The organism is Rhizobium sp. 2MFCol3.1 (assembly GCF_000377565.1).
Classification (GTDB): domain Bacteria; phylum Pseudomonadota; class Alphaproteobacteria; order Rhizobiales; family Rhizobiaceae; genus Rhizobium.
The window spans coordinates 22399-48647 of record NZ_KB898380.1 but is presented as its reverse complement, the minus strand read 5'-3'; the positions used below and the strand labels follow the sequence as shown (position 1 = coordinate 48647).

27 protein-coding genes and 3 pseudogenes are annotated in these 26249 nt (G+C 57.7%); 11 read left to right on the top strand and 19 right to left on the bottom strand.

Translation table 11 applies throughout. The annotated features are described in order from the left end of the window. Positions 1–118 precede the first annotated feature (118 nt). Positions 119–1150: an IS110 family transposase gene (locus D460_RS0130620; protein WP_018902436.1), complete on the top strand. Its 1032-nt coding sequence runs from the start codon at positions 119–121 to the stop codon at positions 1148–1150. 112 nt (positions 1151–1262) lie between these two features. Here the strand turns inward: D460_RS0130620 and D460_RS34195 are convergent, their stop codons facing one another. The 11 genes and pseudogenes from D460_RS34195 to D460_RS35660 all read right to left on the bottom strand — a co-directional run bounded on the left by D460_RS34195 (position 1263) and on the right by D460_RS35660 (position 6882). Beyond that, a complete protein-coding gene (locus D460_RS34195) occupies positions 1263–1748 on the bottom strand; it encodes a hypothetical protein (protein WP_018902435.1) in 486 nt (161 codons plus the stop codon). Positions 1749–1911: 163 nt separating this feature from the next. Further along, complete coding sequence (locus D460_RS0130610; protein ID WP_018902434.1) at positions 1912–2907, bottom strand: PAS domain S-box protein; 996 nt, start codon at positions 2905–2907, stop codon at positions 1912–1914. 137 nt (positions 2908–3044) lie between these two features. Further along, positions 3045–3320, bottom strand: coding sequence for a hypothetical protein (locus D460_RS0130605; RefSeq protein WP_018902433.1), 276 nt, complete (start codon positions 3318–3320; stop codon positions 3045–3047). A 95-nt stretch (positions 3321–3415) separates the two neighbouring features. Next, positions 3416–3796: a DUF6481 family protein gene (locus D460_RS37005; protein WP_018902432.1), complete on the bottom strand. Its 381-nt coding sequence runs from the start codon at positions 3794–3796 to the stop codon at positions 3416–3418. 31 nt (positions 3797–3827) lie between these two features. Next, a complete protein-coding gene (locus tag D460_RS0130595; protein ID WP_018902431.1) occupies positions 3828–4052 on the bottom strand; it encodes a hypothetical protein in 225 nt (74 codons plus the stop codon). 124 nt (positions 4053–4176) lie between these two features. Further along, positions 4177–4386, bottom strand: coding sequence for a cold-shock protein (locus D460_RS0130590; protein WP_018902430.1), 210 nt, complete (start codon positions 4384–4386; stop codon positions 4177–4179). A gap of 471 nt (positions 4387–4857) precedes the next feature. Then, positions 4858–5130 carry a hypothetical protein gene (locus tag D460_RS0130585; protein WP_018902429.1) on the bottom strand — a complete coding sequence of 91 codons (273 nt, stop codon included), beginning with the start codon at positions 5128–5130 and terminating at the stop codon, positions 4858–4860. 9 nt (positions 5131–5139) lie between these two features. Continuing rightward, positions 5140–5439 carry a DUF982 domain-containing protein gene (locus tag D460_RS0130580; RefSeq protein WP_018902428.1) on the bottom strand — a complete coding sequence of 100 codons (300 nt, stop codon included), beginning with the start codon at positions 5437–5439 and terminating at the stop codon, positions 5140–5142. Positions 5440–5514: 75 nt separating this feature from the next. Continuing rightward, positions 5515–5991, bottom strand: coding sequence for an Hsp20 family protein (locus D460_RS0130575; RefSeq protein ID WP_018902427.1), 477 nt, complete (start codon positions 5989–5991; stop codon positions 5515–5517). A 235-nt stretch (positions 5992–6226) separates the two neighbouring features. Then, positions 6227–6517: a hypothetical protein gene (locus D460_RS0130570; protein WP_018902426.1), complete on the bottom strand. Its 291-nt coding sequence runs from the start codon at positions 6515–6517 to the stop codon at positions 6227–6229. A gap of 92 nt (positions 6518–6609) precedes the next feature. Then, a pseudogene (locus D460_RS35660) lies at positions 6610–6882 on the bottom strand (aspartate-semialdehyde dehydrogenase). Positions 6883–7389: 507 nt separating this feature from the next. Here D460_RS35660 and D460_RS34190 point away from each other — a divergent pair. Then, positions 7390–7581, top strand: coding sequence for a CsbD family protein (locus D460_RS34190; RefSeq protein ID WP_018902425.1), 192 nt, complete (start codon positions 7390–7392; stop codon positions 7579–7581). A 228-nt stretch (positions 7582–7809) separates the two neighbouring features. After that, on the top strand, positions 7810–8151 hold the full coding sequence (locus D460_RS0130560) for a hypothetical protein (RefSeq protein ID WP_018902424.1): 342 nt from the start codon (positions 7810–7812) through the stop codon (positions 8149–8151). Positions 8152–8257: 106 nt separating this feature from the next. Here D460_RS0130560 and D460_RS0130555 read toward each other — a convergent pair whose 3' ends face one another. Next, a complete protein-coding gene (locus D460_RS0130555; RefSeq protein ID WP_018902423.1) occupies positions 8258–11443 on the bottom strand; it encodes a type II toxin-antitoxin system ParD family antitoxin in 3186 nt (1061 codons plus the stop codon). A gap of 201 nt (positions 11444–11644) precedes the next feature. Continuing rightward, on the bottom strand, positions 11645–12412 hold the full coding sequence (locus D460_RS34185; protein ID WP_018902422.1) for an EAL domain-containing protein: 768 nt from the start codon (positions 12410–12412) through the stop codon (positions 11645–11647). A 749-nt stretch (positions 12413–13161) separates the two neighbouring features. Here D460_RS34185 and D460_RS0130545 point away from each other — a divergent pair. The 8 genes and pseudogenes from D460_RS0130545 to D460_RS34180 form a co-directional block, all read left to right on the top strand. Further along, positions 13162–13749, top strand: coding sequence for a thioredoxin family protein (locus D460_RS0130545; protein WP_018902421.1), 588 nt, complete (start codon positions 13162–13164; stop codon positions 13747–13749). Positions 13750–13801: 52 nt separating this feature from the next. Then, positions 13802–15433: an FAD-binding protein gene (locus D460_RS0130540; protein WP_018902420.1), complete on the top strand. Its 1632-nt coding sequence runs from the start codon at positions 13802–13804 to the stop codon at positions 15431–15433. Further along, on the top strand, positions 15430–15756 hold the full coding sequence (locus D460_RS0130535) for a ferredoxin family protein (protein WP_018902419.1): 327 nt from the start codon (positions 15430–15432) through the stop codon (positions 15754–15756). The genes D460_RS0130540 and D460_RS0130535 overlap by 4 nt, the downstream gene beginning before the upstream one ends. A 14-nt stretch (positions 15757–15770) precedes the next feature. After that, complete coding sequence (locus D460_RS0130530; RefSeq protein WP_018902418.1) at positions 15771–16607, top strand: ABC transporter ATP-binding protein; 837 nt, start codon at positions 15771–15773, stop codon at positions 16605–16607. A gap of 14 nt (positions 16608–16621) precedes the next feature. Beyond that, a complete protein-coding gene (locus tag D460_RS0130525) occupies positions 16622–17479 on the top strand; it encodes an ABC transporter permease (protein WP_018902417.1) in 858 nt (285 codons plus the stop codon). A 41-nt stretch (positions 17480–17520) separates the two neighbouring features. After that, on the top strand, positions 17521–18555 hold the full coding sequence (locus D460_RS0130520) for an aliphatic sulfonate ABC transporter substrate-binding protein (protein WP_018902416.1): 1035 nt from the start codon (positions 17521–17523) through the stop codon (positions 18553–18555). A gap of 51 nt (positions 18556–18606) precedes the next feature. Further along, positions 18607–18810: a hypothetical protein gene (locus D460_RS0130515; protein WP_155947898.1), complete on the top strand. Its 204-nt coding sequence runs from the start codon at positions 18607–18609 to the stop codon at positions 18808–18810. 131 nt (positions 18811–18941) lie between these two features. Further along, a pseudogene (locus D460_RS34180) lies at positions 18942–19313 on the top strand (LLM class flavin-dependent oxidoreductase); the annotation flags it as partial. A gap of 250 nt (positions 19314–19563) precedes the next feature. Here D460_RS34180 and D460_RS0130505 read toward each other — a convergent pair. The 6 genes and pseudogenes from D460_RS0130505 to D460_RS0130490 form a co-directional block, all read right to left on the bottom strand. Continuing rightward, positions 19564–20931: an FAD/NAD(P)-binding protein gene (locus tag D460_RS0130505; RefSeq protein WP_018902413.1), complete on the bottom strand. Its 1368-nt coding sequence runs from the start codon at positions 20929–20931 to the stop codon at positions 19564–19566. A 1155-nt stretch (positions 20932–22086) separates the two neighbouring features. Beyond that, a complete protein-coding gene (locus tag D460_RS37000; protein WP_245267846.1) occupies positions 22087–22302 on the bottom strand; it encodes a hypothetical protein in 216 nt (71 codons plus the stop codon). Beyond that, complete coding sequence (locus D460_RS36995; RefSeq protein WP_245267845.1) at positions 22220–22483, bottom strand: hypothetical protein; 264 nt, start codon at positions 22481–22483, stop codon at positions 22220–22222. The genes D460_RS37000 and D460_RS36995 overlap by 83 nt, the downstream gene beginning before the upstream one ends. A 98-nt stretch (positions 22484–22581) precedes the next feature. Beyond that, a pseudogene (locus D460_RS36990) lies at positions 22582–22689 on the bottom strand (short-chain dehydrogenase); the annotation flags it as partial. A 17-nt stretch (positions 22690–22706) separates the two neighbouring features. Further along, a complete protein-coding gene (locus tag D460_RS0130495; protein ID WP_018902411.1) occupies positions 22707–24752 on the bottom strand; it encodes a response regulator in 2046 nt (681 codons plus the stop codon). After that, positions 24736–26244: an ATPase domain-containing protein gene (locus D460_RS0130490; RefSeq protein ID WP_018902410.1), complete on the bottom strand. Its 1509-nt coding sequence runs from the start codon at positions 26242–26244 to the stop codon at positions 24736–24738. The genes D460_RS0130495 and D460_RS0130490 overlap by 17 nt, the downstream gene beginning before the upstream one ends. Between the last annotated feature and the right edge of the window lie 5 nt (positions 26245–26249).

The following is a 26249-nucleotide window of genomic DNA, read 5'->3' as shown; positions in this document are numbered from 1 at the left end:
GCCTTGGCGATCTCCGGCCTGCGCTGCTCGCTTGCCTTGAGGCTTTATGGAATGGCCCGCCCTTGTCCCCCTCGTCTGCTATAATGCTGTAGCATCTAAGAGAGAAAGGAACGAGCCAATGACTATAAGGATCCTTGGAATTGATCTGGGCAAGAACTCTTGCAGCTTAGTCGGTGTCGATATATCCGGCGCGGTAGTTGCTCGCCGGACAATGCGTCGTCAAACACTGATTGATTACGTGGCAAAGCTTCCCGGTTGCGTGGTGGCGATGGAAGCATGCTGCGGTGCCCATCATCTGGGTCGCCAATTTGCTGCGCAAGGCCACGAGGTCCGGTTGATGTCACCGGAATACGTTCGTCCGTATATTAAAGCCCAGAAGAATGATGACCGGGATGCTGAAGGGATCGCAGAAGCTGCATCTCGGCCGACCATGCGCTTCGTTGAACTTAAAAGCCAGGAGCAGCTTGATATTCAAACACTACATCGAGTGCGCTCTCGCCTTGTGGCCGAACGAACGAATTTGATCAATCAGCTTCGAGCCATCTTGCTGGAGCGCGGGTTGATATTCGCTGTTGGACGACGAAAACTTGAACTCGCATTGGACGGGTTGCTTGCAGAAGACAATAAGACATTGTCTCCGCGTATGCTTCATTTGGTTGGCGAGTTGCGAGCTGAATGGAGAGAACTCGACACAAAGATCGGCGACCTGAATACGGAGTTTGTCCAGCTGGCACGCGATGATGCCGCCATGCGCAGGCTGACTTCCATTCCCGGTATAGGCGTGCTCAATGCGACGGCCCTGGTGGCCGCTGTGGGTGATGCGAGCAGCTTTGCAAAAGCGCGTGATCTAGGTGCATGGCTCGGACTCGTACCTAGACAATACACCACCGGCGGTAAGCCCCGGCTGTTTGGGATATCAAAACGTGGCAATACCTATTTGCGCACGCTGCTCATTCATGGCGCTCGAGCGGCGCTACCATCCCTTTCAACAACTGACACGCCTCTAGGACGATGGCTAAAAGCCATGATCGAGCGGGGTGTACACCGTAATGCGGTGGTTGTAGCTCTGGCTAACAAACTGGCGCGTATCGCCTGGGCTGCACTGCGAAAAGAAACTCGCTTTGATAGCAGCTATCCAGCAGCTGCGTAATTGGATCGGCTACGCAATGTCAATCAGCTAGCCCACTAGGTTTTGCAGGAAGGATTGCGCAGATGGCCTGACAGTCGAACGGCGTTTGGAAAGCCCGGCTAAAAAAATGGCACTAGATGCCGAAGTGCTTTATTGGGGCCCTGAACGTGCGGATGTCCATCTTGGCCGTGGGAATTATCCCACGAGACCGTATACGTTGACGCAGACTGATCACCACACCGTAAAATCTCCTTGCAAACGGGGCGGGCCATACGTTTTTATTGCTTAGTCCGAGCCGGTGCAAAAACCGCCCGACCGTAGCGCGATGGATTTCAATGCCGCGCTCCGCGAGTGCAACGCACAGCTCATCCAAAGTCGTTTCGCCATGCGCGGACATCCGCTCGCGAACCCAATCAGCATGAGCCATAAGCTTCGCGCCACCAGGCGGGTGGCCCTGCTTGGCGGCGGCGAGAGAACCGGATGACCGATGCAGGATCATCATGTTATTGACGAACCGAGGCGAAACCCGGAAATGCCGAGCGGCTTCACGGTTGCTATGCCCTTCATTTACAAACGCAACGACACGCTCACGCAACTCGATCGGATGCGGCTTGCCCATGGTGTGGCTCCTTCCATGGGCTAAAAGAATCACGGATCAACTGATTTGGAAATCCCGAATCTGGTTTTGCGCGACACGCTTTAAATACTTCGACATGCACGGAGAAGCCAATCCGTCTTTAGTGCAGCTTGCCCATCCTTAGGTGGGCAGAAAGCGATCGTTTTTATGCCAGGGGAGGTGTAGACCCTAGGCCGATCTGGATACGTGCGAGTGGCGCTGCGAACTTCCAAACGACCAGTCCGCCGTCAACACTCCAGGTCGCCTGACCTGAGAGAGCCGATGGCACCACCTTTGAGAGGACAAGAGCACCGTAGCCTTCATCCTGCGCCAGTAAATCTGCATAGGGCACGGCTTGCTCAGACCAGATAAGCTCGAACATGTCGACGCCCTCATCACTGGCCACTCGCCACGTGATGGATATGCCGCCGACATCCGTAACGCCGAAGCGCATCGCATTCATGATCAATTCGTGAAAGGCCATGCCAAGATTGAGAACGGCGTTTGCGTCAAGAACGATTTGCGGGCCGATAATCTGGACCGGCTGCACAGCTTCGAAAGGTTTGAGCTGATGAGCCACCAGATCGGCAAGGCTGACGCCGGCCCAATCGACCTGCGAGAGAAGATCATGCGAATGCGATAGCGCCATGATGCGCTCACGAACCCGCCTCTCGAACTCTTCGATTGAGCGGGAGCGTGTTGCCGTCTGCCGGATGACGGCAAGCACAATGGCGTATTGATTTTTGACGCGATGATTGATTTCTCGCATCAAAAGGCGAAGCCGGCGGTCACTCTCGCGCGTCTCCGAGATATCCCGAGCGATGCTGGACGCCCCTATTAGCTCGCCGCCGCGGCTTTTGATGGGGGATATGGTGATCGAGATAGGGACTATCCGCCCATCTCGATGGCGGCGGGTCGTCTGCAGAGGTTCGATCCGCTCCCCTAACTTCAGCCGCCGTAGGATATCGGCCTCCTCATCACGTTTGTCGTCTGGAATGATCAGATAGATCGGCTTTCCGACTGCCTCGCTTTCCGCAAAACCGAACATGCGCTCGGCCGCATTGTTCCAGCTGACGATCGTCCCGGTGAGGTCTTTGCTGATGATCGCGTCGAAGGAAGACTCTACGATGGCTGCGAGGCGTTCTGCGCTATGCTCTTCCATGTATGACCGCTTGGCTCATTGCTGCTTCGCTGGGTTGATCTAGGCAGAGGCCCGACAGATCAACCCCGCACAGGGTTGGAAAGTTCAAGAAGCGCAATTTTTTTGACAGCCAACGGCTCAGATGAGAATCGACCGGATCAGGCACGGTCGTAGGTGAACGAGGTCAGCAAAGTCGTCACGAAATTGCAAGCCCTCTCCTTTACCAGCACCTCCGTCCACTCGTCAGTTCCGCGAAGCCTCAAGTCAGTCTGGATGCTGTCCACGGCCGCTTCTTCTATTCGCTCAATGTGGGAACTAAAGCCCGCTTCACCCGCACCATGGTACATGTCGCGGATGACCATGCGCAGGATTTCCTGAATCGCTATCTGCCAGGCCGTATTGATTGCCTGCAGCTCGTTGGTGTCCGGTGCCATCAAAGGCTCCTAAGGAATGAGTAAGTTCGAGCGCGACTGTATATCACGCCCTGGTCTATTCCACGGCCGCATCCCATACGAGGCGGGAGTGGACGTTAAGCCTGCCGGGCCTTTCGGGCGGCGTAACGCCTGTCCCGCTCGGCTTTGCGGGCGGCCTCGTCTTGAACAACCCGTGCTATCCGGGCATTCTGGGCCGACTGCCGAGCCTCGATCTCGGCCGCGGCTGCTGCCTCTGTGGCCGCCCGTTCTTGAGCCGCAAGGGTCTCGATCCGGGCGCGCTCCTCGACTTTCAGTCGTTCCCGTTGCGCGCGGCGCGCTTCACGAGCCTCCACAAGGGAGACGCGCTCGGCCTGTCTGGCGGCTTGTGACGGCTCAGCCGCCGTCTTTGCAGCGCGGTAGGCCATAAGGAGAGCTGCCTTGGCGTCCGCAGCAGCTGAGCGTCGGTCGGTAAGGTCGTTGTTTCTGGAGTGTCTCAAATTCTTATCCTGACATTCGTCGTTGGGATGATCAGCCGGCCTTGGTTCGTTTGGCAAGCAGCGCGGATGTTGCAGACATCCGGTCGGCTTGCTCCTTGGCTAGACGCGCTTCGCGCAGCCTGAACGTCCTGGCGTCGCGTGCCTGGACCAGAGATTGGAGCTCTTCCGTCGCATTGTTCTTGGCGAAGAACTCTGTCTGGAGACTGCCGAACGCGGTCTCGGCCTGCTGGCGGTATTTGCTATATGTCACTGTCATTGAATGTCCTCGATGTTGGCTAAAACGCCAAAACGAAAAAGGCCAGGCGAACTGCCTGGCCTCAAACTGATAATTGCTTCCGGCAGTGCCAGTACATCCGTGGTCAAAGGGAAGCAGATATCGATTAAGCGGACTGCAGATTGCAGGCCGACATCTTGCCCGACTTCATGTCGCGCTCGAGTTCGAAGCCGATCTTCTGGCCTTCGACGAGCTCGCGCATTCCGGCGCGCTCGACAGCCGAGATATGAACGAAGGCGTCAGCACCGCCGTTGTCAGGCTGAATGAAGCCAAAGCCCTTGGTGGAATTAAACCATTTTACTGTGCCGGTGGTCATGATGAACCTTTTCAAAGCATAGATTGATGAACCGCGAACCAGCTGCTCCGCAGGCGAAAACCGACTATTTTTGAAAGAAAAGTTCGCTTAGAGCACGGTGCCAATCGCGCGGTGAACAAAGCTCGGCAAGCAAAAGATCGATAAACTATACATAATGGAATGACAGCCAGGGGTCAACGATTAGTTTTGAATTTTTCGAGATCTTATCTTCTGGTTGTATTTCTCTGAGTACAATCGGTGACTTCCTACCGCTTTCGAACCGGGCCAACGGAGCCAAAGGGTGCACCATGGAAGAAAGTCACGAAGCTGAGGGGCTTGCCGAACTTCAGGCGGTCCTGCCCGAACCGAAATGCGTCTGAAGTGGCATGTCTGACGAACGCAGCACAGGTCAGCAAGTGGCGGAGATGAACCACTCGAAGCAGGACATGAGTGCCAATGGACGGTCCGACCCGCCGCCCGTCACCCCTAGGCTCAGCTTTGCCGATCGAGTTCTCTCAGCGCTGCCTGAACTTCATCGATTGAGACGGGTTCGATCGTGCCCGGCAACTTACGAAGAGCCGGTTGCGAAACTACCGCATTTAGATCGGACGCCCACGCGGCCAGGATCGCGCGCTTGTCGTCCTGCGAGAGTGATGACGCTCTCACGACATCGCTCGGCCGCCTAAGCCACCGGCCGTGCATCAACGCCGCCGGCCCCACGGTGACTGCCCGCTCGACCACCTGCTGCAGTATCGGATTATCCATGAAATCACCTCATTGCACGTGGGAATCGCGGTCTCGTCGCATACGAGAGGCAGCAATCGCGGCCGTTTCGGGAGCCAGCAGATCATGCCTGGCGGCGAATGCCGCGAAGAGGCCGCGCGCCGTCTCTGCTTCGATTTCACCACGAAGTGCGGCCTGACACGCTTTCATAGCCACGCAGTGCGCCGTGTCTCTGAATGATGTCGGCCATTCGGCAAGGTGTCGGTAAGCGTCCATCACGCTGCGAACTTGCGCGGGGAAGCCCAGGCCAACTAAAATTGTGACAGGGTCTTTGAACATATCGGGTTTCATCGCTGTCTCCTTCCCAACCCGGAATGTTGACGGGCGCCAGCGCGTGGCGCCCTCGCCTATGATTGCATATGGAAATTAAGCAGCCTTCTGCGCTTCGATTTGCGCCGCGGCGGCCTGTTTTGCGAGGGCCGGCGTGCTCTGGATGTCGATCTTCCTCGGCTTGAGGGCTTCCGGGATTTCACGGACAAGATTAATCGACAGCAGACCATTCCTCAAATCGGCTCCGTTCACACGCACGTGGTCGGCAAGTTCGAACCGGTGCTCGAACGGACGGCCGGCTATGCCACGATGCAAATAGCCCTCATTCGTGGCCTCTTGCTTCTTGCCGGTGACGGTCAGCAGGTTGGACTGAAAGGTAATATCGAGATCGTCTTCGGCGAAGCCTGCGACTGCGATCGAAATTCGGTAGCTGTCGTCACCGCTCTTGACGATATCATAGGGTGGCCAGTCGCTGATCGAGCGTGCGCGCTGGGCATTTTCAAGCAGGTTGAAGATCCGGTCAAAGCCAACGCTCGAGCGGAAAAGGGGTGCATAATCGTAAGATGTTGCCATAGCCATATTCTCCTTGAAGCAACATGGGTACGGGAATGCCAAAAGCGGCGCTCCCGGCGAAGCCAACCCTGTCTCAGCGGCTGGCGCCAAACGACCTCGTTTTTGAGAGATTTGGATCCAAGACCCGTGCCGCGAAAAAATTCGCCCTCGTAAGAAGATTTTCGACTTCATCCGCTCGCATCTGTGCCGGGGAGTGCCCGTCTTTCTATGCGCCGACGTCTGCCTTATCGCCCATTCAGTGGACGGATCGACTGATCAGCCTATGGGGATATGCGGCCTTGAACTGCGTCATCATCGCGCTGGCCTGCTGCAGCACACGTTCGGTATTTTCTGGATTATCACGAGCAAGTTCGTCCGCATTGATACGCATTGCTTGTGCCATGCTGGCGGACATCATTGCGAACTTCCCTTCTCCGTAGACTAGCGCTTCTTTAGAGGCGGTCTCAAGCCACCGGGCAAAATCCACGATGATCTCTTCGCGTTCATAGATGCCAACAGTCTTGATGATGCTGATGTTCTCTTCCATCCAGGTTTCACTCCATACACAATCAACGCACGCCGAGTTCAACGTCTCGGGCGGTCGATGAGTTGGGAAGCAGAAACATCAAAATCAAGACGTCAATGAAGCTTGAACTCGCCATCGACGCACCACCTTCGGTTCAGCCTGATCACGTGCTGGTGGCTGTAGCGAACCAAGTGAAGTGGCCGATCGCGAGTGGCCCTCCAAAAGTCTCGAAGCTTTAGCATCTGAGCAAACCCCGGGCGAGATCGTAGCCCTGCTGGACGTAGGTTTGGTGGAGGGATCTAAAGTCCAGGCTGCGATAGAAGAATATGGGCGGTGGTTAATCCGTAGCCGTTCCTTTGCCGTGCGAGATCCGTTGCGAATTGCATGCGTCATCTTGGTTTCGTGACACGATGATGGTGACGCAAGATCTTGAAGCCTTCAAGCACGCAGCACCGGCCCTGCCAGCAGTTGCTGGAAAGGACTTCTAAGCAATAGTCGGTGAGACCGGCCATTTCCGCCGGGGTGAAGCTTTCAGAGACGGAAAAATGATAGAGCCATTTCAAGTTATGGCTCGCGCCTAAGCGCGTCTGTGGTTAAGGAAGTCTACTCTCCAAAAGGGCCTCACCCATGACCCCGCTGTAATCGGGAAACTGACGACAGCGTTAAGGTGAAAACGACCTACTCCGGTAGGATCCGACCTGCGCACTTGAACCTATCGATCACCGGTCAGACGCATCGCGGGCGCAATCCCATCCAGCAGTGCGGAACGATAAGCCAGACGGCGCATTGTTTAGACGAGCGGGTCGTTAAGCTACCCAAGATGGACTTCCCCGGCATTTGACCGGGTAGCGACTCGAAGGTCGTGCGTACCGCTCTCAAAAGGAGAACCGAAGATGGGTTCGACAGCCGATAAAGTATCCGGCAAGGCGAATGAACTGACTGGCAAAGCAAAGCAAGTTGTCGGTGACGCCACCGACAACAAAAGTATGCAAGCCAAGGGCGCCGCTCAGGAAGCAAAGGGCGACGCCCAGCAGGTAAAAGGTCATGCGAAAGATGCTGTGAAAGGCGTCGTCGACAAAGCCTGAATAGGCTCTTAGCGACTGCAAGATGAGGTCGGAGCGATTTCGCTTCGACCTCGCCCTCTTAAAGCTGCGCTTGCGGGCTTGCTCGACGAGCGGGCCGGCAAAGAGGAGTATGACGCTCCAACCTCGGCCAACCTGTCCCTGACATAGCCGATCCGTTGGAACCAAACGAGACCGAGACGTCGAATTCAAAGATCGCAACTGAGTACTGGCAGCCGGCGGTCGGTCAAGATGGCCGACGACGTCAGCACCCGATATCGGGAAGGCGACCCCTTAGAGCCGGACGCGTTCTGGCAAATTTTCGCAGCGCCTCTGACGCATCATGATCCGCCTACCCTCTATGACCGATCGATCATCAAAAAGGTTCTACAGATGACAAAAGACAAAGATCTCGGCAGCGATGCTGCGCGAAGCGATCCTGAAACCGCCGACCAAGATCGCGAGGCACTGAAGCGAAGCGCGCAGGAAAATGTCGATCGGTCAAAGAAGAGAGACGTTGACCCGGATGGTCATGACGAAAAGCTAGACAATCCAACGCCCGGCTCCGACGCGGCTGAACCATCCCCGCAGTGAAGCGCAGAGCTATCTCAGTTGTCCGAGCATATGGAAGCGGAGTGAGCCGAACACCTCGTGACGACCTCGCAGCGCACGCATATCCGGATGCATGTCAGACCACCACCTATGCCTCATCCAATGCGTCGTTACTCTGAACGCGATCCAAATCTGCTCTCGTGAATTTCCCAATCCCGGCTTTCGCAATGGCTTCGGCGAGTTTTTCGGCGTCGTAGGGCTTGGCGACCACAATGGCATCCGTTTCATCGCGAACGGAGGACGGGTCACCGGTCGCATATATGATCAGCGCAGCAGGCCTTAAAGCCCTAGCCTCAGCAGCCAGCTGTGAGCCTGATGCGCCGGGGAGATTAACGTCGGTGACAAGGACATCGACCGCCATTGTTTGTAAGACAGCTTTCGCGTCTTCAGCGCTTCCCGCTTCGACGACGATCAGTCCGGCATCCTGGAGCATTTCAGCTGTGTTGATACGAATAAGGGCATCGTCCTCAACCAGCAAAACGGTCGCGCGACCGACTTTCAACTTGTTTGGCTCAACTTTGCTTTGTTCCACATTGATGGCGGAAGGCGCTGGAGATTGCTTCAGCTTCTGCACTGAGTCCGCCAGGCGGTCCTTGGTTTTCGTATTCGCCCGCTGGGCCTGGTTTGCCAAGACATGACGGAACTTACGCGCCAGCGCCTCACGGGTATAGGGCTTGGACAACAGCTCGACGCCTGCATCGAGCCTGCCGCCGTGCACGATCGAATTTTCTGTGTAGCCTGACGTGAAGAGCACGGCGATATTCGGCAGCCGTTCTTTTGCCTTTCGGGCGAGTTCGGGACTTTTGAGCGTGCCTGGCATCACGACGTCGGTGAACAGGATGTCGATGGGGATGCCGCTATCGATCACGGACAGCGCGTTCGATGCATCGACCGCCTTCAGCGTGCGATATCCAAGGTCGGTCAGCATCGAGATGACGGTTTCGCGGACCTCCGCATCATCCTCAACGACGAGGACAGTTTCCGTCCCCCCGACAATTGGCCCGTTATCGACAGCGACCTCGACATCTTCGGCCTCGTTCGCACGCGGCAGATAAAGCTTGATGGTCGTGCCGTGGCCGACTTCCGAATAGACTTTGACATGGCCACCGGATTGTTTGACGAAGCCGTAAACCATCGACAGACCAAGACCGGAGCCCTTGCCTTCGGCTTTCGTGGAAAAGAACGGCTCGAAAACCTTTTCGATGATCTCGGGCGGCATGCCGGACCCGGTATCTGTCACCGCCATCATCACATACTGGCCGGCACTGACCTCATCATGCGTGCGGGCATAGGCATCATCGAGGTGAGCGTTCGACAGCTCGATCGTTAGTTTGCCCTGCCCTTCCATCGCATCGCGTGCATTGATGGCGAGGTTCAGCAGAGCATTCTCGATCTGCGTCGGATCGATGAAAGTGTTCCAGAGGCCTCCACCAAATACGGTTTCGACCTCGATGGCTTCCCCGATCGCCCGGCGGATCATGTCGTCCATGTCGCGGACGAAACGGCTTATATTGACCACTTTAGGTTCGAGCGCCTGACGGCGACCGAAGGCGAGCAACTGGCTGGCGAGTTTTGAACCTCGCGATACGCCGGCCATGGCGTTTGCGAGCTTTGCTTCGGCACGTTGGTTGCCCGCAACCTCCTTCGACAGAAGCTGAAGATTGCCGGACACAACCTGCAACAGGTTGTTGAAGTCGTGCGCGACCCCGCCGGTCAATTTCCCCACGGTTTCCATTTTTTGAGCCTGCGCCAGCTTCACTTCGGCCTGGCGGCGCTCGGTAATCTCCGTGATGACGCGCGCTTCCAGATTTTCGTTTAGCTGCTTGAGCTGCTCTTCGGCACGCTCCCGGTGACGAACCTGGCGCGCAAGCGCCTCTGCCTGCTCACGCAAAGCCGCCTCAGCGGCGCGCTGATGGGTGATATCAGTATGAACGCCTACCCATTCGACGATGTCACCTTTTGAGCCGATGATCGGCAGAGCGCGGATGGCGAACTGACGCCACGCGTCATCATGCCGGCGGACCCGGTGTTCATGCACATACATGGATTTCGCTTCGACTGCGGCATTCCAGGTCGCGACCGACGCGTCCATGTCATCCGGATGCACAGCTTGTGCCCAACCGAACCCTTGGTACTGCTCGAACGTCTGGCCGGTGAGCGCTGCCCAGCCCGGCTGCTCGCCGACCATTCTGCCGTCCGCACTGTTGGTCCACAGAACGCCATGCACTGCGTTCACGGCCGTACGAAAGCGTCTGTTGCTCATTTCCAGCTCGGCTTCGCGCACAGCGCGATCTTCGATATCGATGCCGAGAATGTAGGTACCGGGGACTGATCCATCCCCCGCCAAATGCGGCACGTATCGAATTTCGAGGCGGCGTGGCGCGCCGCCCTGCACCGGCATGTCGGCTTCGCCGGTCACGACTTCGCCAGCCAGTGCGCGGTCGATGTCTGGCCGCCGATTTTCGTATGGTCCCTCACCGATGACCGCGGCGATATGTTTTCCAACCATGTCGTCCGGCTTCATACCAAACCACGCTTCATAGGCATGATTTGCGAAGCGGTAGACGTGGCTGCGATCGACATAGGAGATCAGCATCGGCACGGCGTCGGTTACGCGGCGCAGTTCGTCTTCGCTTTCGCTCACACGTTTTTCCATGGCGACGCGATCACTGTTGTCAACGACCGTACACATCACGCCACCGATTTTGCCGTCGGCCTCGTATACCGGTGTGTAAAACAGATCGAAGATGAATAGCTCAGGCCGATCATCTCGCACAAGCGTCATGCTCTGATCGCGATAGGAACGAAGCTCGCCGCGAAGGCCGGCCTCGATCATGTCACGGTTCCAGTCCCAGATTTCTGGCCAGACTTCTGCAACGTTGCTGCCAAGTGCGCGAGGATGTTTTTGACCTGCGATCTTCGCATAGGTATCGTTGTAGATCATCACATGGTCCGGCCCCCACATCAGCACTTTCGCAACCGGCGAATTGACGATATTGGCGACCGTGGTACGGAGCTCGACGGACCATCCGCTCGTCGGCCCAAGGGCGGTTTTCGACCAGTCCTTTTCCCGGATGATGCTGCCGCAGGCACCGCCCCCGATTGGCCAAGCTGATGTGGGTGTTATCGCGGGCTTGGCACCGTCACGAAGCAGGCGCAGCCCCGATCGGACGACTTCACTGGCATTGCCATAGTTACCCGACGACAGGCACTCGGAAATGAACCCCTCAAGCTCCGGGGTCAGCGAGAAATTGCGTGTGGAACGTTTGGCCATAACTGGCTCGTCTCATGGAATTTCAAATGTGTCAACGTGTGGCACTGCAAAAGAGGTTTGCCGATGCGATAGGGCGTCGGCTTGGGCCCAATCTTTGCATCTCAACAGCCAAGAATGTTTAAAATGGGACGAGGACCTTTACGTGAAACCAAGCTTAACTTACGGCGACCGCCGTGCTTTCATCCAGCTTTCACTCCGGCTTTAGGCGGCGTCCGAGCACATATCCCTCGGACGTGCGGGGATTGCGAGGGATTTAAAGCTAGGCTTTGCCAGAAAGTAACCTTGGATGAGGGAGACGCCAAGGTCTTTCAGTGTCGCCATCTCGTCCGCAGTTTCCACCCCTTCGCACAAAGGAACAATTGCCAGATCCTCTAGCATTTCGAGCGTATGTTTTACAATTTTGCGCCGGACGGGGTCTGTGTCGATCCCCCGGATCAGGTCCATGTCCAATTTTACAATGTCGGGCTGGAAGTGGGTTAGAAGGCCGAGCCCGGAATGACCGGCTCCGAAATCATCGATTGCCGTCTTGAATCCCATATCCCTGTAGGTGCGAAGAATATGGAGAACATGTTTGGTATCGAGCTGCTCGTTTTCGGTGAACTCGAAAATGATGCGGTCAAGAGGAAAGCCGGTCTTCAAGGCGGTTGCGAGTGTCAGCCGAATGCAGGCCCGCGGTTCATAGACGGCGTTCGGCATGAAATTGATCGACAGCTTTACATCATCAGCAGGATCGTAAAGTTCAGAGGCCAACTCAATCGCCTTCACGCGACATTGCTGGTCGAACGCATAGCGATTGCCTTCCTTGACTTGGCTGAGAACGGAACCAGCGCCCTCGCCGTTCGGACCTCGCACCAACGCCTCATGAGCGAAGACAGCGCCCGTACTTATGTTGACGATCGGCTGAAACGCCATCGAAAAGGGAAGGTCGAAAGCGGCGCCATTGCGGCAGCCATTACAGTGCGTCGGCATATAGAGCCCTCCATCAAGGGGCAAGCCTTACAGGATCAGCGATTAATCTTCCGTTGCTTCGCAACCCGATAAGTCGCTGTTCGTTCTAGGCAGCGAAATATCCCCCAAGGCGGCTATCTTTACCTCATGCAGCCTATAATTTGAGTGTATGTTTAAGCAATTTTCGCGCGAAGAGATCACAATGAATGGATTTCCAGCCTTCCCGCTTTAAACGAAAACACAAAGTGCCTTACCGAGCAGGCCCGTGATTTTGTGAACAGATTACGAACACACCCGCAAGACGAGGAAATGGGTTTTCACGCCTTCGAGGGATCCAAAACACTTATGCCCCAGCCATTCAACCGGTAAGACATTGGAAGGGCGCGTCACTGCGTAATGACACTACCTCTCCCAAGACCCCCGACATCCAGACAGTATCCACCTGCATCTCCGGACTTCAAGCGGCTTAAATTCAAGGCCGCAGACAAATGTGATCCACCAGACGGACAAGTAGCGCAATACAGATAACCAAATGCTGGCTTGGGAAGCTCACATTGGCTCCGTACCTTTTTATGCCTCGCGTATGGCGACAAGCTAATGCCGCACGGGACGCTCGACGAACTGGCGATTGGTTGAGGTTCGATGTTATTTTTCCTGCGAGTTTAGACGCATGAGAACTTAATTCCAATTCGCCAAGCAGAACGCAATTTCCATTTCTTCATTATCTATGTATTTAATAGATTATAAGGTCTTCTAGCAAAGGAGGTTTCATGCCAAAGACGGTATCCAATTCAATAGAGCTCGGCACCAAGGCGGCGGACTTCATCCTCAGCGACGCAAAGGGTGCCCCGCACAAGCTTTCTGACTTTGACGCTGCTACGGCAGTGCTCGTTGCCTTCATCTCCAATCGCTGTCCCTTCGTGCAGCTCATCCGCGACGAGTTTGCATCTTTCGCTCGCGAATATCAGGCGAAAGGTCTGCAGGTCATCGCGATCAACAGCAACGATGCCGATGCGCATCCAGAGGAGAGCATTGACGCCATCGGCCGCGAAGTCGAAGCGATCGGCTACTCCTTTCCTTACCTGAAGGATGAAAATCAGGCCGTCGCGAAGGCCTATGGCGCTGCATGTACGCCGGACCTTTTCCTTTTCGATGGCAGCCGCAAGCTCGTCTATCACGGCCAGTTTGATGCTTCGCGCCCCGGCAACGGCAAGGTCGCCACGGGCGAGGACCTCCGCGCTGCGGTCAATGCAGTCCTTGCCGGCGGCAAGCCTGCCACGGAACAGACGCCCTCGATCGGCTGCAACATCAAATGGACCGCCGGAAACGAGCCGTCTTGGTTCTCCAACGCCGCGTGAGGGCACGGCGGCCTAACGGCCGCCCTTCTGCACTGTTTTTCCGGGGATATTGATGTCGCTGAAGCGAAAAGACCTGGCAGGCGGTAATGCGCTGCATTTGCAAACCGACGTGCTTGTTGTGGGAGGCGGTCCCGCGGGCGCGTGGGCCGCGTTGTCTGCGGCGCAGAACGGCGCGCGGGTGGTGCTTGCCGATAAGGGCTATTTTGGCACCAGCGGAGCCACCGCACCGTCCAACACCGGTACCTGGCTGGTGCCGCCAGGTGAAAACCGGGCGCAAATCGTCGAGCGGCGCTGGCAGCGCACCGGTAATCTTGCCGATCAGCGCTGGATGCTACGCACTGTCGATCAGGCCTATGAAAACCTGCTGAAACTGGCCGAATGGGGCTATCCCTTTCCCGACGACGAAGACGGCAAGCTCTACATCGCCAATCTGCGCGGGCCCGATTATATGGCCTTCATGCGCCGCCGCGTCCTCAAAGCCGGCATCACCGTTCTCGATCACCACCCCGCCCTCGAACTCTATTTCGACGGCGAAGCGGTTACGGGAGCTGCGGGCATGGATCGTCAGCGCAACCGAGACTGGCGGGTCGATGCCGGCGCTGTCGTGCTGGCGACGGGCGGCTGCGCCTTTCATGAGCGGATCATGGGGGCTGCGGCCCTAACAGGCGACGGCCTTCTGATGGCGGCAGAAGCCGGCGCAAGCCTCTCCGGAATGGAGTTCACCGGCAAATATACACTCGCCCCCTTTGGCTCTTCCCTCAACAAGGGATTGCCATTCCGCTGGGCTTCGTTCTTCCGTGAGGATAGTACGCCCATTCTCGATAGCGATGGCAACCATCTGCGTAACGGTATCGGCGAGCGCGAGAGGGAAATCGCCAAGGCGATGATCGAAGCTCCGGTTTACGCGGTCCTCGATCAGGCGGAGCCGGCGCTGCAGGATTGGCTGCGCCGCGGCCAGCCGAACTGTTTTCTGCCCTATGACAGGACACCCGTCGATCCCTTTCGCGAGATCTTCCGAGTCACGTTCCGCGCTGAGGGCACCGTTCGCGGCACTGGCGGCATCCGTATTGCCGCACCGGATTGCGCCACCGATGTCACCGGTCTCTATGTCGCCGGGGATGCAGCAAGCCGCGAGCTGGTCGCCGGCGCGACGTCAGGCGGTGGCGGGCCGAACTCCTCATGGGCAATCGCCAGCGGCTGGTGGTCCGGTCAGGGAGCCGCTTCGCATGCCAAGCGGCGTGGCAACAAGGCCTTTAGAGCCAATTCCACCCCGCTCGGCCAGGCCGGCCTGCGCCCGGGATCGACATCAAAGGCGTCGCTTACGCCCAAGGACGTCATCGACAGCGTGCGTGCGGAAGTGACGCCGCTGGAGAAGAACTATTTTCGCGAAGGCGGCCGGCTGCGGGCCAGCAGCGAGAAGCTCGATGCTGTCTGGAGTGACGTCAGGAACCACCTTTCGGCCTCCGGCCTCGATCGCCTGAAGGCGCGCGAGGCGGCCGCAATCGCTGCTTCCGGCCGCTGGTCGGTGATGGCGGCACTTGCCCGGAAGGAGAGCCGCGGCATGCATCGCCGTAGCGATTGCAAAGATAGCGTTGCGGCTTTCGCACATCCGATCACATTGCGTGGCCTGGGCGAAATCAGCGTGTCGGCAGCGGCGGACAGCCGCCAGGAGATCGCGTCATGATCGAGCTCGTTTCGGAAAGCCGCTGCGTGGAGTGCGATATCTGCGTGAAAGTCTGCCCAGCCAATGTCTTCGATATGACCGAAGGCGTTCCGGTCATCGCTCGGCAAGATGACTGCCAGACCTGTTTCCTCTGTGAAATCTACTGCCCGACGGACGCTCTTTATGTCGCTGCGCGCGCCGACGGCCCGCTTGCGATAAGCGAGGCTGAAGTTGAACAACGAAACCTCTTCGGAAGCTATTCTCGCGCGCTCGGATGGAAGCGCGGCAAGGCGGGCGGATCGCAACTCGATCCGACCCACCGCATCCGCGTCGCGCAAGTATGACATTGGAGAACCGTATGGACCGCATCACCGTCACCGACGTCCACAAGACCTTTCAGCTCAAGCCCGGCCAGTCGGTGCTGATCGATGGTCGACCTTCCGAACACGTCACCGTCCTTAATGGCGTCGATCTTGCCATCCGCAAGGGCGAGTTCATTACGTTGGTAGGCCCGAGCGGCAGCGGTAAATCGGTGCTGCTCGACATCATCGGCGGATTGACGGACGCCTCCGACGGCATTGTCAGGATAGACGGCAAGCGGATCGTCAAGCCGGATCCGAAGACCGGCTACGTCTTCCAGCAATATGCGCTGTTTCCGTGGCGTACCGCGCTCTCCAACATCGAATATGCACTGGAAGTGCATGGCGTTGCGAAAAGCGAGCGGACAGAGAAGGCGCGCTATTTCTTATCGCTGTTCGGGCTTTCAGGCTTCGAGGATCGCTACCCGAACCAACTCTCAGGCGGCATGCAACAGCGCGTTGCAATCGCCAGGGCCCTCGCGACCGATCCCGAGGTGCTTTTGATGGACGAACCGTTCGCCGCACTCGACGCGCAAACACGCGAGATCCTGCAGACAGAGCTTCTGCGCATCTGGGAGAAGATCAACACAACGGTCGTCTTCGTCACCCACTCCATCGATGAGGCCATCTATCTCGCCGACCGGATCGTCGTCATGACCGCGCGTCCCGGGACGATCAAGGAGATCATCGACATCGACCTGCCCCGTCCGCGCGACGGCGACATACGCGCCAGTTCGCAGTTCAATGCGCATCGCGGCCGCGTCTGGCAGGCGCTGCGCGATGAAGTCAACAAGGCGCAAAAAGACTGGGCGCTATCGCCCGCCTATGCTCACTGAAGGAACGAGCGTTTATGGCCTATGTAACCGATAAGACCGCGTTCAGTGCACGCCTTACTTCCAGGAGCAAGACGAAGCGAGCGCCAAAACCCCGGCGGCGCCTGGAATTTGGCACGTTCATCTGTGGCCTGCCGCTGATGGTGGCCTTCCTTGCTCTGTGGGAGATCGCGCCGCGCCTCGGCTGGCTGAACCGGATTTTCTTTCCGCCGATGAGCGAGGTCTGCGAGGCTTGGTATGCGATGCTCCTCGCCGGAACTTTGACGGCCAATATCGGCATCAGTCTCCAGCGCGCCGCGATCGGTTTCGTTCTCGCAGTCATTGTCGCGGTACCACTCGGCTTCTTGATGGGCCGCTATACACTGTTCGAAAAGGTCTCAGATCTGCTGGTGCAGACATTGCGTAACACCTCGCAGTTCGCTCTGCTGCCCGTCTTCATTCTACTGCTCGGTATCGGCGAAGCATCGAAGATCGCGATAACCTTCTACTCGTCGATTTTCTTTCTGCTGATCAACACGATCTCGGGCGTCAAATCCGTCGACCCCCTGCTTCTGAAGGCGGCACGCTCCATGGGCACGTCGGATATAGACACGTTCCGCAAGGTGATTTTGCCGGCCAGCATCCCGTCGATCGTCTCCGGAATGCGGCTTGCCGTCAAATCCTCGATCTTTGCCGTGATCGGCGCTGAAATGCTGGCGGCGAAATCTGGCCTTGGGTTCCTGATCCAACAGTCGCAGCTGATGATGGAGACCGCCGATATGTATGCCGGGATCATCACGATGACTGCGATCGGCCTCCTGGTGAATTACCTGCTCGTCTGGTTCGAGCGCTGGGCTACCGCCTGGAAGGGCAATTCCGACATATCGCACGCTTGAATTCGCACCCGCTTTCGACCTGGTTTCAATGGGGACACCAAATGACCGCTCTCAATTCATCCATACTGCGCCGTGCCGTGCTTGGCGGCCTTGCAGCACTCGCCTTCGGCAGCGTCACGCTGGCATCGCCGGCCTTCGCAGAAGACAAGCCGAGCGTTATCCGCATCGGTAGCACAGCACCCGGCCACCTGAAATTCATCCTTGAAAGGCACAACGGAACCCTTGCTAAGGAATTCGAGAAGGACGGCATAAAAGTCGAATTCATCGCCTTTACCAATGGCGGCTCCGAGGCGACGACGGCGCTCGCCACGGGCGCAGTCGAATTCATCTACACCGGCAACAACCCGGCATTACGCGTCGCGGCAGCCGGTGCTGACGTCAAGGCGATCGGCCTTTCTAGCTTCGTCAAAGAGAACGGTTCCGCCATCATCGTCAAATCGGATTCGCCGATCGAGACGCTGCAGGACCTGAAAGACAAGAGGGTAGCTTACTTAACGGGGACAGTGCGCCACTCGACTTTCGCCAAGGCCCTGAAGTCTGCTGGTCTCTCGCTCAACGACGTGGAATCGCTCAACCTTGCCTTCGATGCTTCGGGTCCGGCACTAATGCGCGGTCACGTCGATGCGGTCGTGGAAAGCGGTGATGTCGCCGCCAAGCTCGTTGATACAGGCCAGGCTCGCGTTATCCTTGATGCCTCTTCGCATCCGGAATGGTCGGCCCCCTTCCTGATCTCGGCCAATGGCGAATTCGTTCGCAAGTATCCGGACCTCGTTAAGCGCCTGCTGAAGGTCGATATCGAGACCGCGCGCTGGGCTGATGCTCATCCCGAGGACACGATCAAGATTTTCGTCGATGAGACCAAATCGTCAGAGAAATCTGTCCGGAAAACCTACAAAGAAAATGTCTTCTACCAGGATCCTAAGATTACGCCCGAGGCACTCGCATCCTTGAAGAGCGAAGAGCAGTTCATGGCTGACGCCAAGCTTCTCAAAGGGTCGGTCGATTATGACAAGTGGATCGACACCAGCTTCCTGGATGCCGCCTACAAGGACGTAGATCAGAAGCAGTCCAATTAAAGGAAAGTGGGCGTACCCTACCGCTTGGGGTGCGCCCTAGAGGATGTCGCGATGCTCACAATCAAGCGCTGCCGAAAAATTATAGAAAGTCTGCGTGCCGTCGAGCGCTTGCGTGGGGAGCGTGCGTTCTGGGAACGCCAGGAAGCCGAACGCTACGAGAAGTTGGTCACCGTCTGTCTGCTGCTTGGGATAAGCGATACTGAAGAGATCGACGCAACGGCCATGACAGTGCTCGCTTCTGGCTTAACTCCCTAGCTGCCTAACACCTCCTCGAAACTTGCCGGCAATTCGACGTTGCCCCCTTTGCTTGATCTGCGGCCCAATTTGCTGATGTCCCGTCTTCGCCAAACAAGGCCAGCTGGAATTGTTTTCCCGAAATTGCGGTTGGGCTTCGGATCACCACCCTTGTCCGCGAGACGACGGAACGTGCTTGGGCTGATGCAGAGGCGCGTGTTGCCAAGTTGGCTGAAGGCCAAAGCGGTAGCTGGAACGATCACAAAGCAGGTGCGGTCGGCCAGCAGCAATTACTCGACCTGCACAAACGCGGAGATGTGCTCGACAGCAATCTTTACACTGCTCCGGGCCAGTTCGGTGGCGGTGGTGCCGGCACGACTTGGCTCGTCGGTTCAGCACAGGACGTTGCAGCTTCTCTACGCAAATACCAGGAGCTTGGCATCACCTATTTTATCCTCTCCGATACTCCGTATCTGGAGGAGATCAAGCGCCAGGGCGATCAACTGCTGACGCTCCTTCGATAACCTTACGGCATTAACTCCTTGGGCAGGGCCGGCACTGACAGTGATAGTTTCGAAGGGGGTTGAGCCTGAATCCGCGCCATCAAAATGCTTAGACATCGTCGCCAGCCTCGTGAAAACGGCTCGCGGCACCTCGCCCTACGAATTCGGATACGGTGCTGCCTAGCTAACTCTAGCGGCGCGACTGATGGCGGCACATCGATGTCTAGGTTAGATGCATTCCCATTTCCCGTGGCGCTATCGGATTATCTCGTTAACCACCTTCCTTGCCAGCAATTACGGCGGCGACGTCGCCTGCGACGGCTTGAGCCTGGATGCGAATATCCGGAACGGCCGTGATCTCCCAGAACTGGCCCGCGGTCAGCGCGCCGACGGCATAGAGCCGCACGCTGCTCGCAGCATCGCCAATCACTCTGGATTGCGGATTGACAACGATGCCTAGACCCTGAGGATCTGCCTTGATCAGCGCCAGGCGCTTCATTTCCGCAAGCAACGGCGAATGCGCCATGCCTGCCCTTTCGACACCGGTGCAATTGATCAGCCAATCGACGTCGAGCTGTCTGCTACCTCTTGCTTCCCTGGCGCGGTAGTGGATGGCGAGGCTATTCCCTGTCTGCTCCACACTTAAGAGAAAGCCCGCATGCACGACGACTTGGCCGCTCTCCATCAGGTCGCGAAAGCGCGCATGTACATCCGGTGCCACCCGATGGCGGTGAATGTTCCACCACGGCAAGGCGTGACGAAGAAAGCGGACGCGCTCCGCCGCCGGCAGACGTGCCCAGAGCGCTTGTGTCTGCGGACGCAAGCGGTCCATGACCGAGCGCCAGTCGCCTGCAACCTTACTCTCCTCGCGCAACCGGTGAAGCAGCGCGCTCATGGTGACCGGCAGGGTCTGCGGGTCGAAATCGGCTGGCGGCTTTGGCGCCACATGCCCATGAGGGACGAGCCCGCGTCGCGAGAGTACATCGATCATGCCGCGGAAGCCGCGAGCGTGAAGCGCCAGAACCTGATCGATCATCGTCAGACCGGAGCCGAGAATGCAGACGTCGTCATCGCGCCCAACACGCCTCAGCCAAGAAAGGCGCCACGGGTTTTCGATGATCCGCTCTTTGGCGGAAGCGGCCAATCTGGAGACATCGACAGGCAGCGGCGCGTTGCCGACGCCAAGACACAGCACGACATTTCGCCCTGCGATCTCCCCGCCGTTTTTTAGGAGAAAGCCGAGCGTTGCGTTGTAGCGCTCGACGCAACCTGTCGCTTTAGCCCGGATAAGATCCACCTTACATCTATTCTTCTTGTTGCGCAGCAGCGCCGCCAGGCTGTCGCGAACGTAAAGGCCATAATCCTGTCGTGATGCAAAATCGCCGTCCCTCAAGGGCCGCTTGCGCTCCGCAAGCCAATCGACGAAGCCATTCGGTCTGTCTGGAAACAGGCTCATCCGCCCAGCCGGGACATTGAGCCGGTGAAGATAGAGCTCAGACCGGTAGGCGGTGCCGCGTCCAAAACCGGGGTCGTCGCCGATAACGGCCACCGTCGCCGTCGCGGGAAGCCGTTCGATGAGATTGCAAAGCGTCGCGATTGCTGAGAACCCAGACCCGACCAGTACCGCATCATAGATCATTCGTATCCCTCACATTCGCACGGCAAACGCGCCCCGACAAGATTGGGTTCCCGCGGCGTGACGGGCGCCTCAGGCGCAGCGGCTCTTTTGTCGGGGAGCAGCCCGAGATTGTTACACAGCGATGCTCCTCATAGTCCGTGCTGAAGAGCCGCCGCTCTGGAGCTTCGGACCAGCCGTCCGAAAACGCATCGGACCTTAGCAGATAGCGGAAGACGACATTGATACCAACCGATCCCTCCGCCGCGGCCTTTTTGCCATCGCGCGACAGTAGTAGCAAGGGCCACAAGATGTGCCAGCGAGATCGCTGCCGGAACGGCGACGTCCGAAGTGGACATCGAGGTAAGCCCGTCGGTGATGGCTTATACGGCACGGAAGAGGGCTGCCATGCGGCTGAGTCAGAGAGCGCGCTGGTCTTCGTCAGCTTTAACGAAGCTGACGCATATCTGTCTCAGGCAGCCTGGCTGGCAAGGAAATTTCCGGGCGCTTACGTGGCGTTTTGGGCCAAAGACCAGTATCTTCATTCCCTTGCGGCGCGGACGGGCGCAGGGCTTGCGTTCCTCCCCTCTGCATGGCCGCAGCGATCCTTCATTGAGGGTTTGTGATTTTGGTTCAGCGCCTGCGAGCAAGGACGTTTTCAAGTGGTCGGGATGTTCCAACAGGCACGCGATTTGTTCGTGTAAAGCTAACGTCGCCTAAACATCCATTGACGCTGCGGGTTAAGGCCAGCGATTTGAACGCTTGGCCTGATCCTTCGCCTTGAACCAAATCGAACTTACGACAGCGTTGTCGTTTTACGTTGATCTCATCCGGACTCTTCAGGTTCTCAGAGACTCAGAAATCCTAGTTCTTAATCGCGTTCGACAGTGCCTCGTCAAATCATAGGAGGACCGCCATATCGGAATGCTTGTGTCCTCGCACATCTTCTCTCGTCTCGCTGCAAAAATATGGGTCTGCTCACAATGAAAACACCATTGTGGTGGTTCGCGATCAACCCGCCGATCTAACAAGCTCCACCGTGAAAATTGGATGGAAATGGATGGATAAATGGCGCAAAACGGCGCTTAAAGAATTGGATGGAAATAGATGGAAAACCTTCGGGGACCTTCTTCTGCCTAAGCCAGGCCTGCGGTACCGCCGTCGACAACCAGCTCCGGGCTATGGATTTGATGAGTGCGATCCAAAGCGAGGAAGGCGATTGCTTAGGCGACTCATATGGCTCGGCTCCACGTCCGATCGGGATCCCTCCGATCCGGCGCATGCGGCGTGCCGCGGCTCCTCGTACGTTCCATCATTTGGAGCCTGCAGGTTTCTCACCTGTTCGAGGGCGCCCTGCGTCATGATCCACCCGGGACACACAACATTGACCCGAATACCCTTTGGACCCAGTTCTTTGGAAATGGTTGCTGTGTGTCCTCAACGCCGCCTTGGCTGCGGCGTAAGCAGTCGTTGACCCAGGCAGGGGCAGCACTGACTGGGTCAAGGTGACGTGCACTACCGCGCCATTGCCTCGTTCTCTCATCTGCGGGATCAGGAGGCGATCGAGACGAACCATCGCAAGAAGATTGAGGTTGAGTTCCGAAAGCCAGATGTCATCTGCGAGCGCTGGGTGGACTGCACCTGCCTGCTCTGCGCGAACATTTGATGGCGAGATCAAGCCGTCGGAGTCGTCCCGACGTCGATCACGTGTTCGGTCCCTGTGATGGACGACGCGCCGTCTGGTGCCAGGAATGCGATGAGGTCGGCGACCTCCCCTGGTTCCTCAAGACTTGCCTCCTCTACAATATCTTGCCGAGCACCGAAGCCAGCTGATCCTGGGAATACGGCTTTGCCAGCCTAGCGGCGTCGATCTCCACGCCCGAGGGCAGATCGGCATAGCCGGAAGCTAATAAGATCGGAAGTCCTGGCACACGTTCGCGGGCAGCTTGCGCCAGCTCCGCGCCCGTCATGCCTGGCATCGAGTAATCCGTGATCAGAAGGTCAAAGACGGCACCCCCGTCCAGCAACTCCAGCGCCTCTCTTCCGGAATGGGCTTCCACCACCTCGTGGCCAAGGTCCGTCAGCATGTCCGCCGAACTCATGGCGATCAGGGCGTCATCGTCGACCAAAAGGATTCGTTTAGGCCCAGCGGCGGCGGGACTTTCGGCCAACGAGACATCCTCCGGTTTTTGCTCGATCTTGGAGGTTGAAATGGGGATCCACAGTTCCGCCGTGGTTCCCTTGCCCAAGGCACTTTTCAATATCAACCGACCCTTTAACTGCAATGCCAGCCCATGGATCATCGACAGGCCGAGACCGGTGCCCTTGCCGAGCTCCTTGGTGGAAAAGAACGGCTCTATGGCCTTGTCAAGCGTCGCCGCGTCCATGCCCATGCCCTGGTCGATGACCGCCAGGACGACATAGCTACCCGGCGCGAATGAATCCGATCGCGCCGTCTGCTCTGCTTGTTTGAGCTCTATTTGTATCGCTCCGCCGTCCGGCATGGCGTCGCGGGCGTTGATGACGAGATTGAGGAGAGCCAGTTCCACTTGGTTGGCATCTGCCGACACCGGCGGCAGGTACTCGCTAACGATCAACTCTACCGCAATCCGCGAGCCGACGGAGCGCTGCAAGAGATCCTTCATATCCGCAACGAGTCCAACCAGGTCTACCGGCCGGACCTGAAGATCCTGTCGCCGGGCGAAGGCAAGCAGACGTTGGGTGAGCGAAGCGCCGCGCTGCGCACCCTGCAGTGCGCCGTCGATCAAACGCGTCGCCTTCGCATCGCCGGCCACATGCTTGCGCAGAAGTTCAAGGTTGCCGAGCACGGCCATCAGGAGGTTGTTGAAATCATGGGCGACCCCGCCGGTGAGTTGCCCGATCGCTTCCATCTTCTGAGCCTGTCGGAGCTGCTCCTCCGCTCTCTCCCGCTGACCGACCTCGGCTAGCACAAGCCGGTGCGCCTCTTCTAACTCGCGCGTACGCTCCGCTACGCGCTGCTCAAGCATCTCGTTGAGACGACGCTGCTGCTCTTCGGCCAGAAGCCGGTCCGTGATGTCGGCCGCCACTCCCACAAGTTTGAGAGCACGGCCCATGCGATCGCGGTGGAGTTGGGCGCGGATTTCTACCCCATGGATGGAGCCGCCGGGCCAGGCCACCCGGTATGTAATTGCATAATCGACCCCGGTTTCGAGTGCATTGCGCATCGCTTCCCGCATGCGCATCACATCGTCGGGATGAATGGCCTTCATCAAATGGTCATAGGTTAACTCCTCTTCGGAGCCGCGGCCGAAAATTCCCCTGAAGGTCGATGACGTCGTCAGCACGTTCGTGCCGAGATCCAGCTCCCACGTTCCGAGCCGGCCGGCCTCCAGTGCCGTCTGAAGCCGGCGCTCCCCTTCGTCCAGCGCCTCCATGCGGGCGCTGGCCTCATATTGGCGACGTCGGGCACGCATTGCGGACCGGGCTACGCTGATGAATGTCGTAGGGTGGAAGGGCCTCTCGATAAAACTGACATTACCGAGTACTTCAGAAAGCCGGGCAGCGGTCGGATTGCGCTCGGGGCCGCCGCCGCGCGCTGTTAGAATGATGAATGGAAGGTCTGACCAGCTTGGCTGGGTCTCGATCCAGGCTACCAGTGGACGCAGGTCTGCCGACCGGAGGGCCTCTTCGGTGATCACTGCAAATGCGATGTTTTCGCCCAATTCCGCGACGAGTGTACCGAGCGAAGGGGCAACTTTTGCAGTCATTCCCGCATCCTGCAACAGGGCCGACGCGATCTTCGCGTCGCGGCCCAGCGGGGCGTGGATCAAACCAATGACATCACGATCAGGAATTGGTGCCATCCTCGTTAAGAAGTTGCAACAGGGCGTGTCCTCCTCCGACCAAAACAGGAACGCCACGCAGGATACCCTGGAACCCAGATAGTGGCTCTCCCAGCGTTAGTCCGTTACTGCCGATCTTGTATTCACGGATCGTATCTTCATGCGGACCGGTTCGCTTCTTAATGACCGAAATCGCCCTGCGAACGCGACCTTCCGCCTCGAAGTACCGCAGCAAAATGACAGTGTCCGCAAGGTACGTCACGTCCACAGGTGATTTCATATCGCCCACGAGGCCATGCTGCGCGACGGTGATGCATGTGTTGGCGCCCTGTCTGTTGAGATACTGTAACAATTCGTGCATGTGCAGGATCAGTGCATTTTCCTCAGGCATGGCAGCCTGATATCCGTTGATGCTGTCGATGACGACAGTAGTGGCGTCGAAACTCGCGACCCTGTCTCTGACGCGCTGTGCAAACTCGCCCGGGGAGAGTTCTGCGGCATCGACCTGCTCGATGTGGATGAGTTTTTGATCGCGCAACGCCTCAAGGTCGAGCCCCATCGCCTTGGTGCGGGCGAATAGCACCCCTAGTTCCTCGTCGAATACAAACACGGCCGCCCGCTCGCCGCGTCGGATCGCCGCTTCGACAAACTGCAGAGCGACAAGGCTTTTACCGGTGCCGGCGGGTCCAATCAGTAGTGTACTGGAGCCCCGCGTAATGCCGCCTCCAAGAAGATCGTCGAACGTGCTGATGCCAGTCGTCAAAAGAGACCGTTCAAATCCCGACTTGTGCTCGATAGCGCGCAACCGCGGGAAAACGGCGACGCCGCCGGTTTTGATAACGAAGTCATGGTACCCGCCACGAAAGGCCTGGCCGCGATATTTCAGGATCCGAAGCCGACGACGTTCAGATCCGTAATCCGGGGCAAGCTGCTCCAGGTGGATCACGCCATGCACGACGCTGTGGACGGTCTTATCCATTGCGTCGGATGTCATGTCGTCCAGGAGCAAGACCGTCGCGTGGGACCGCGAGAAAAAGTGCTTCAGTGCAAGGATCTGACGGCGGTAGCGTAGCGAACTCTGCGCCAAAAGCCGGATTTCAGAGAGACTATCGATCACCACTCGATGTGGCTTGACCCGCTCAAACACTTCGAAGATGAGCTTTGTCGTCTCCCCAAGCTCCAGGTCCGAGGAATAAAGGAGGCTTTGTTGCTGATCGGCGTCCAGGAGGCTCTCTGGCGGAACGAGCTCAAAGATCTCCACTTGATCGCCGATGTCTTTCCCGTGTGAAAGAGCGCTGTCACGAAGTTCTTCCTCGGTTTCAGAAAGGGTGATGTAAAGACATCGCTCGCCGATGTTGGCGCCCTCCAATAAAAACTGAAGAGCGATCGTAGTTTTGCCCGATCCGGGAGCGCCTTCCAGCAGAAAGACGTGACGGCGCGACAGTCCACCGGACAGGATATCGTCGAGTCCCTCCACCCCTGTCTTTGCTTTTGCTCCTAAACTATCCGTCATACATC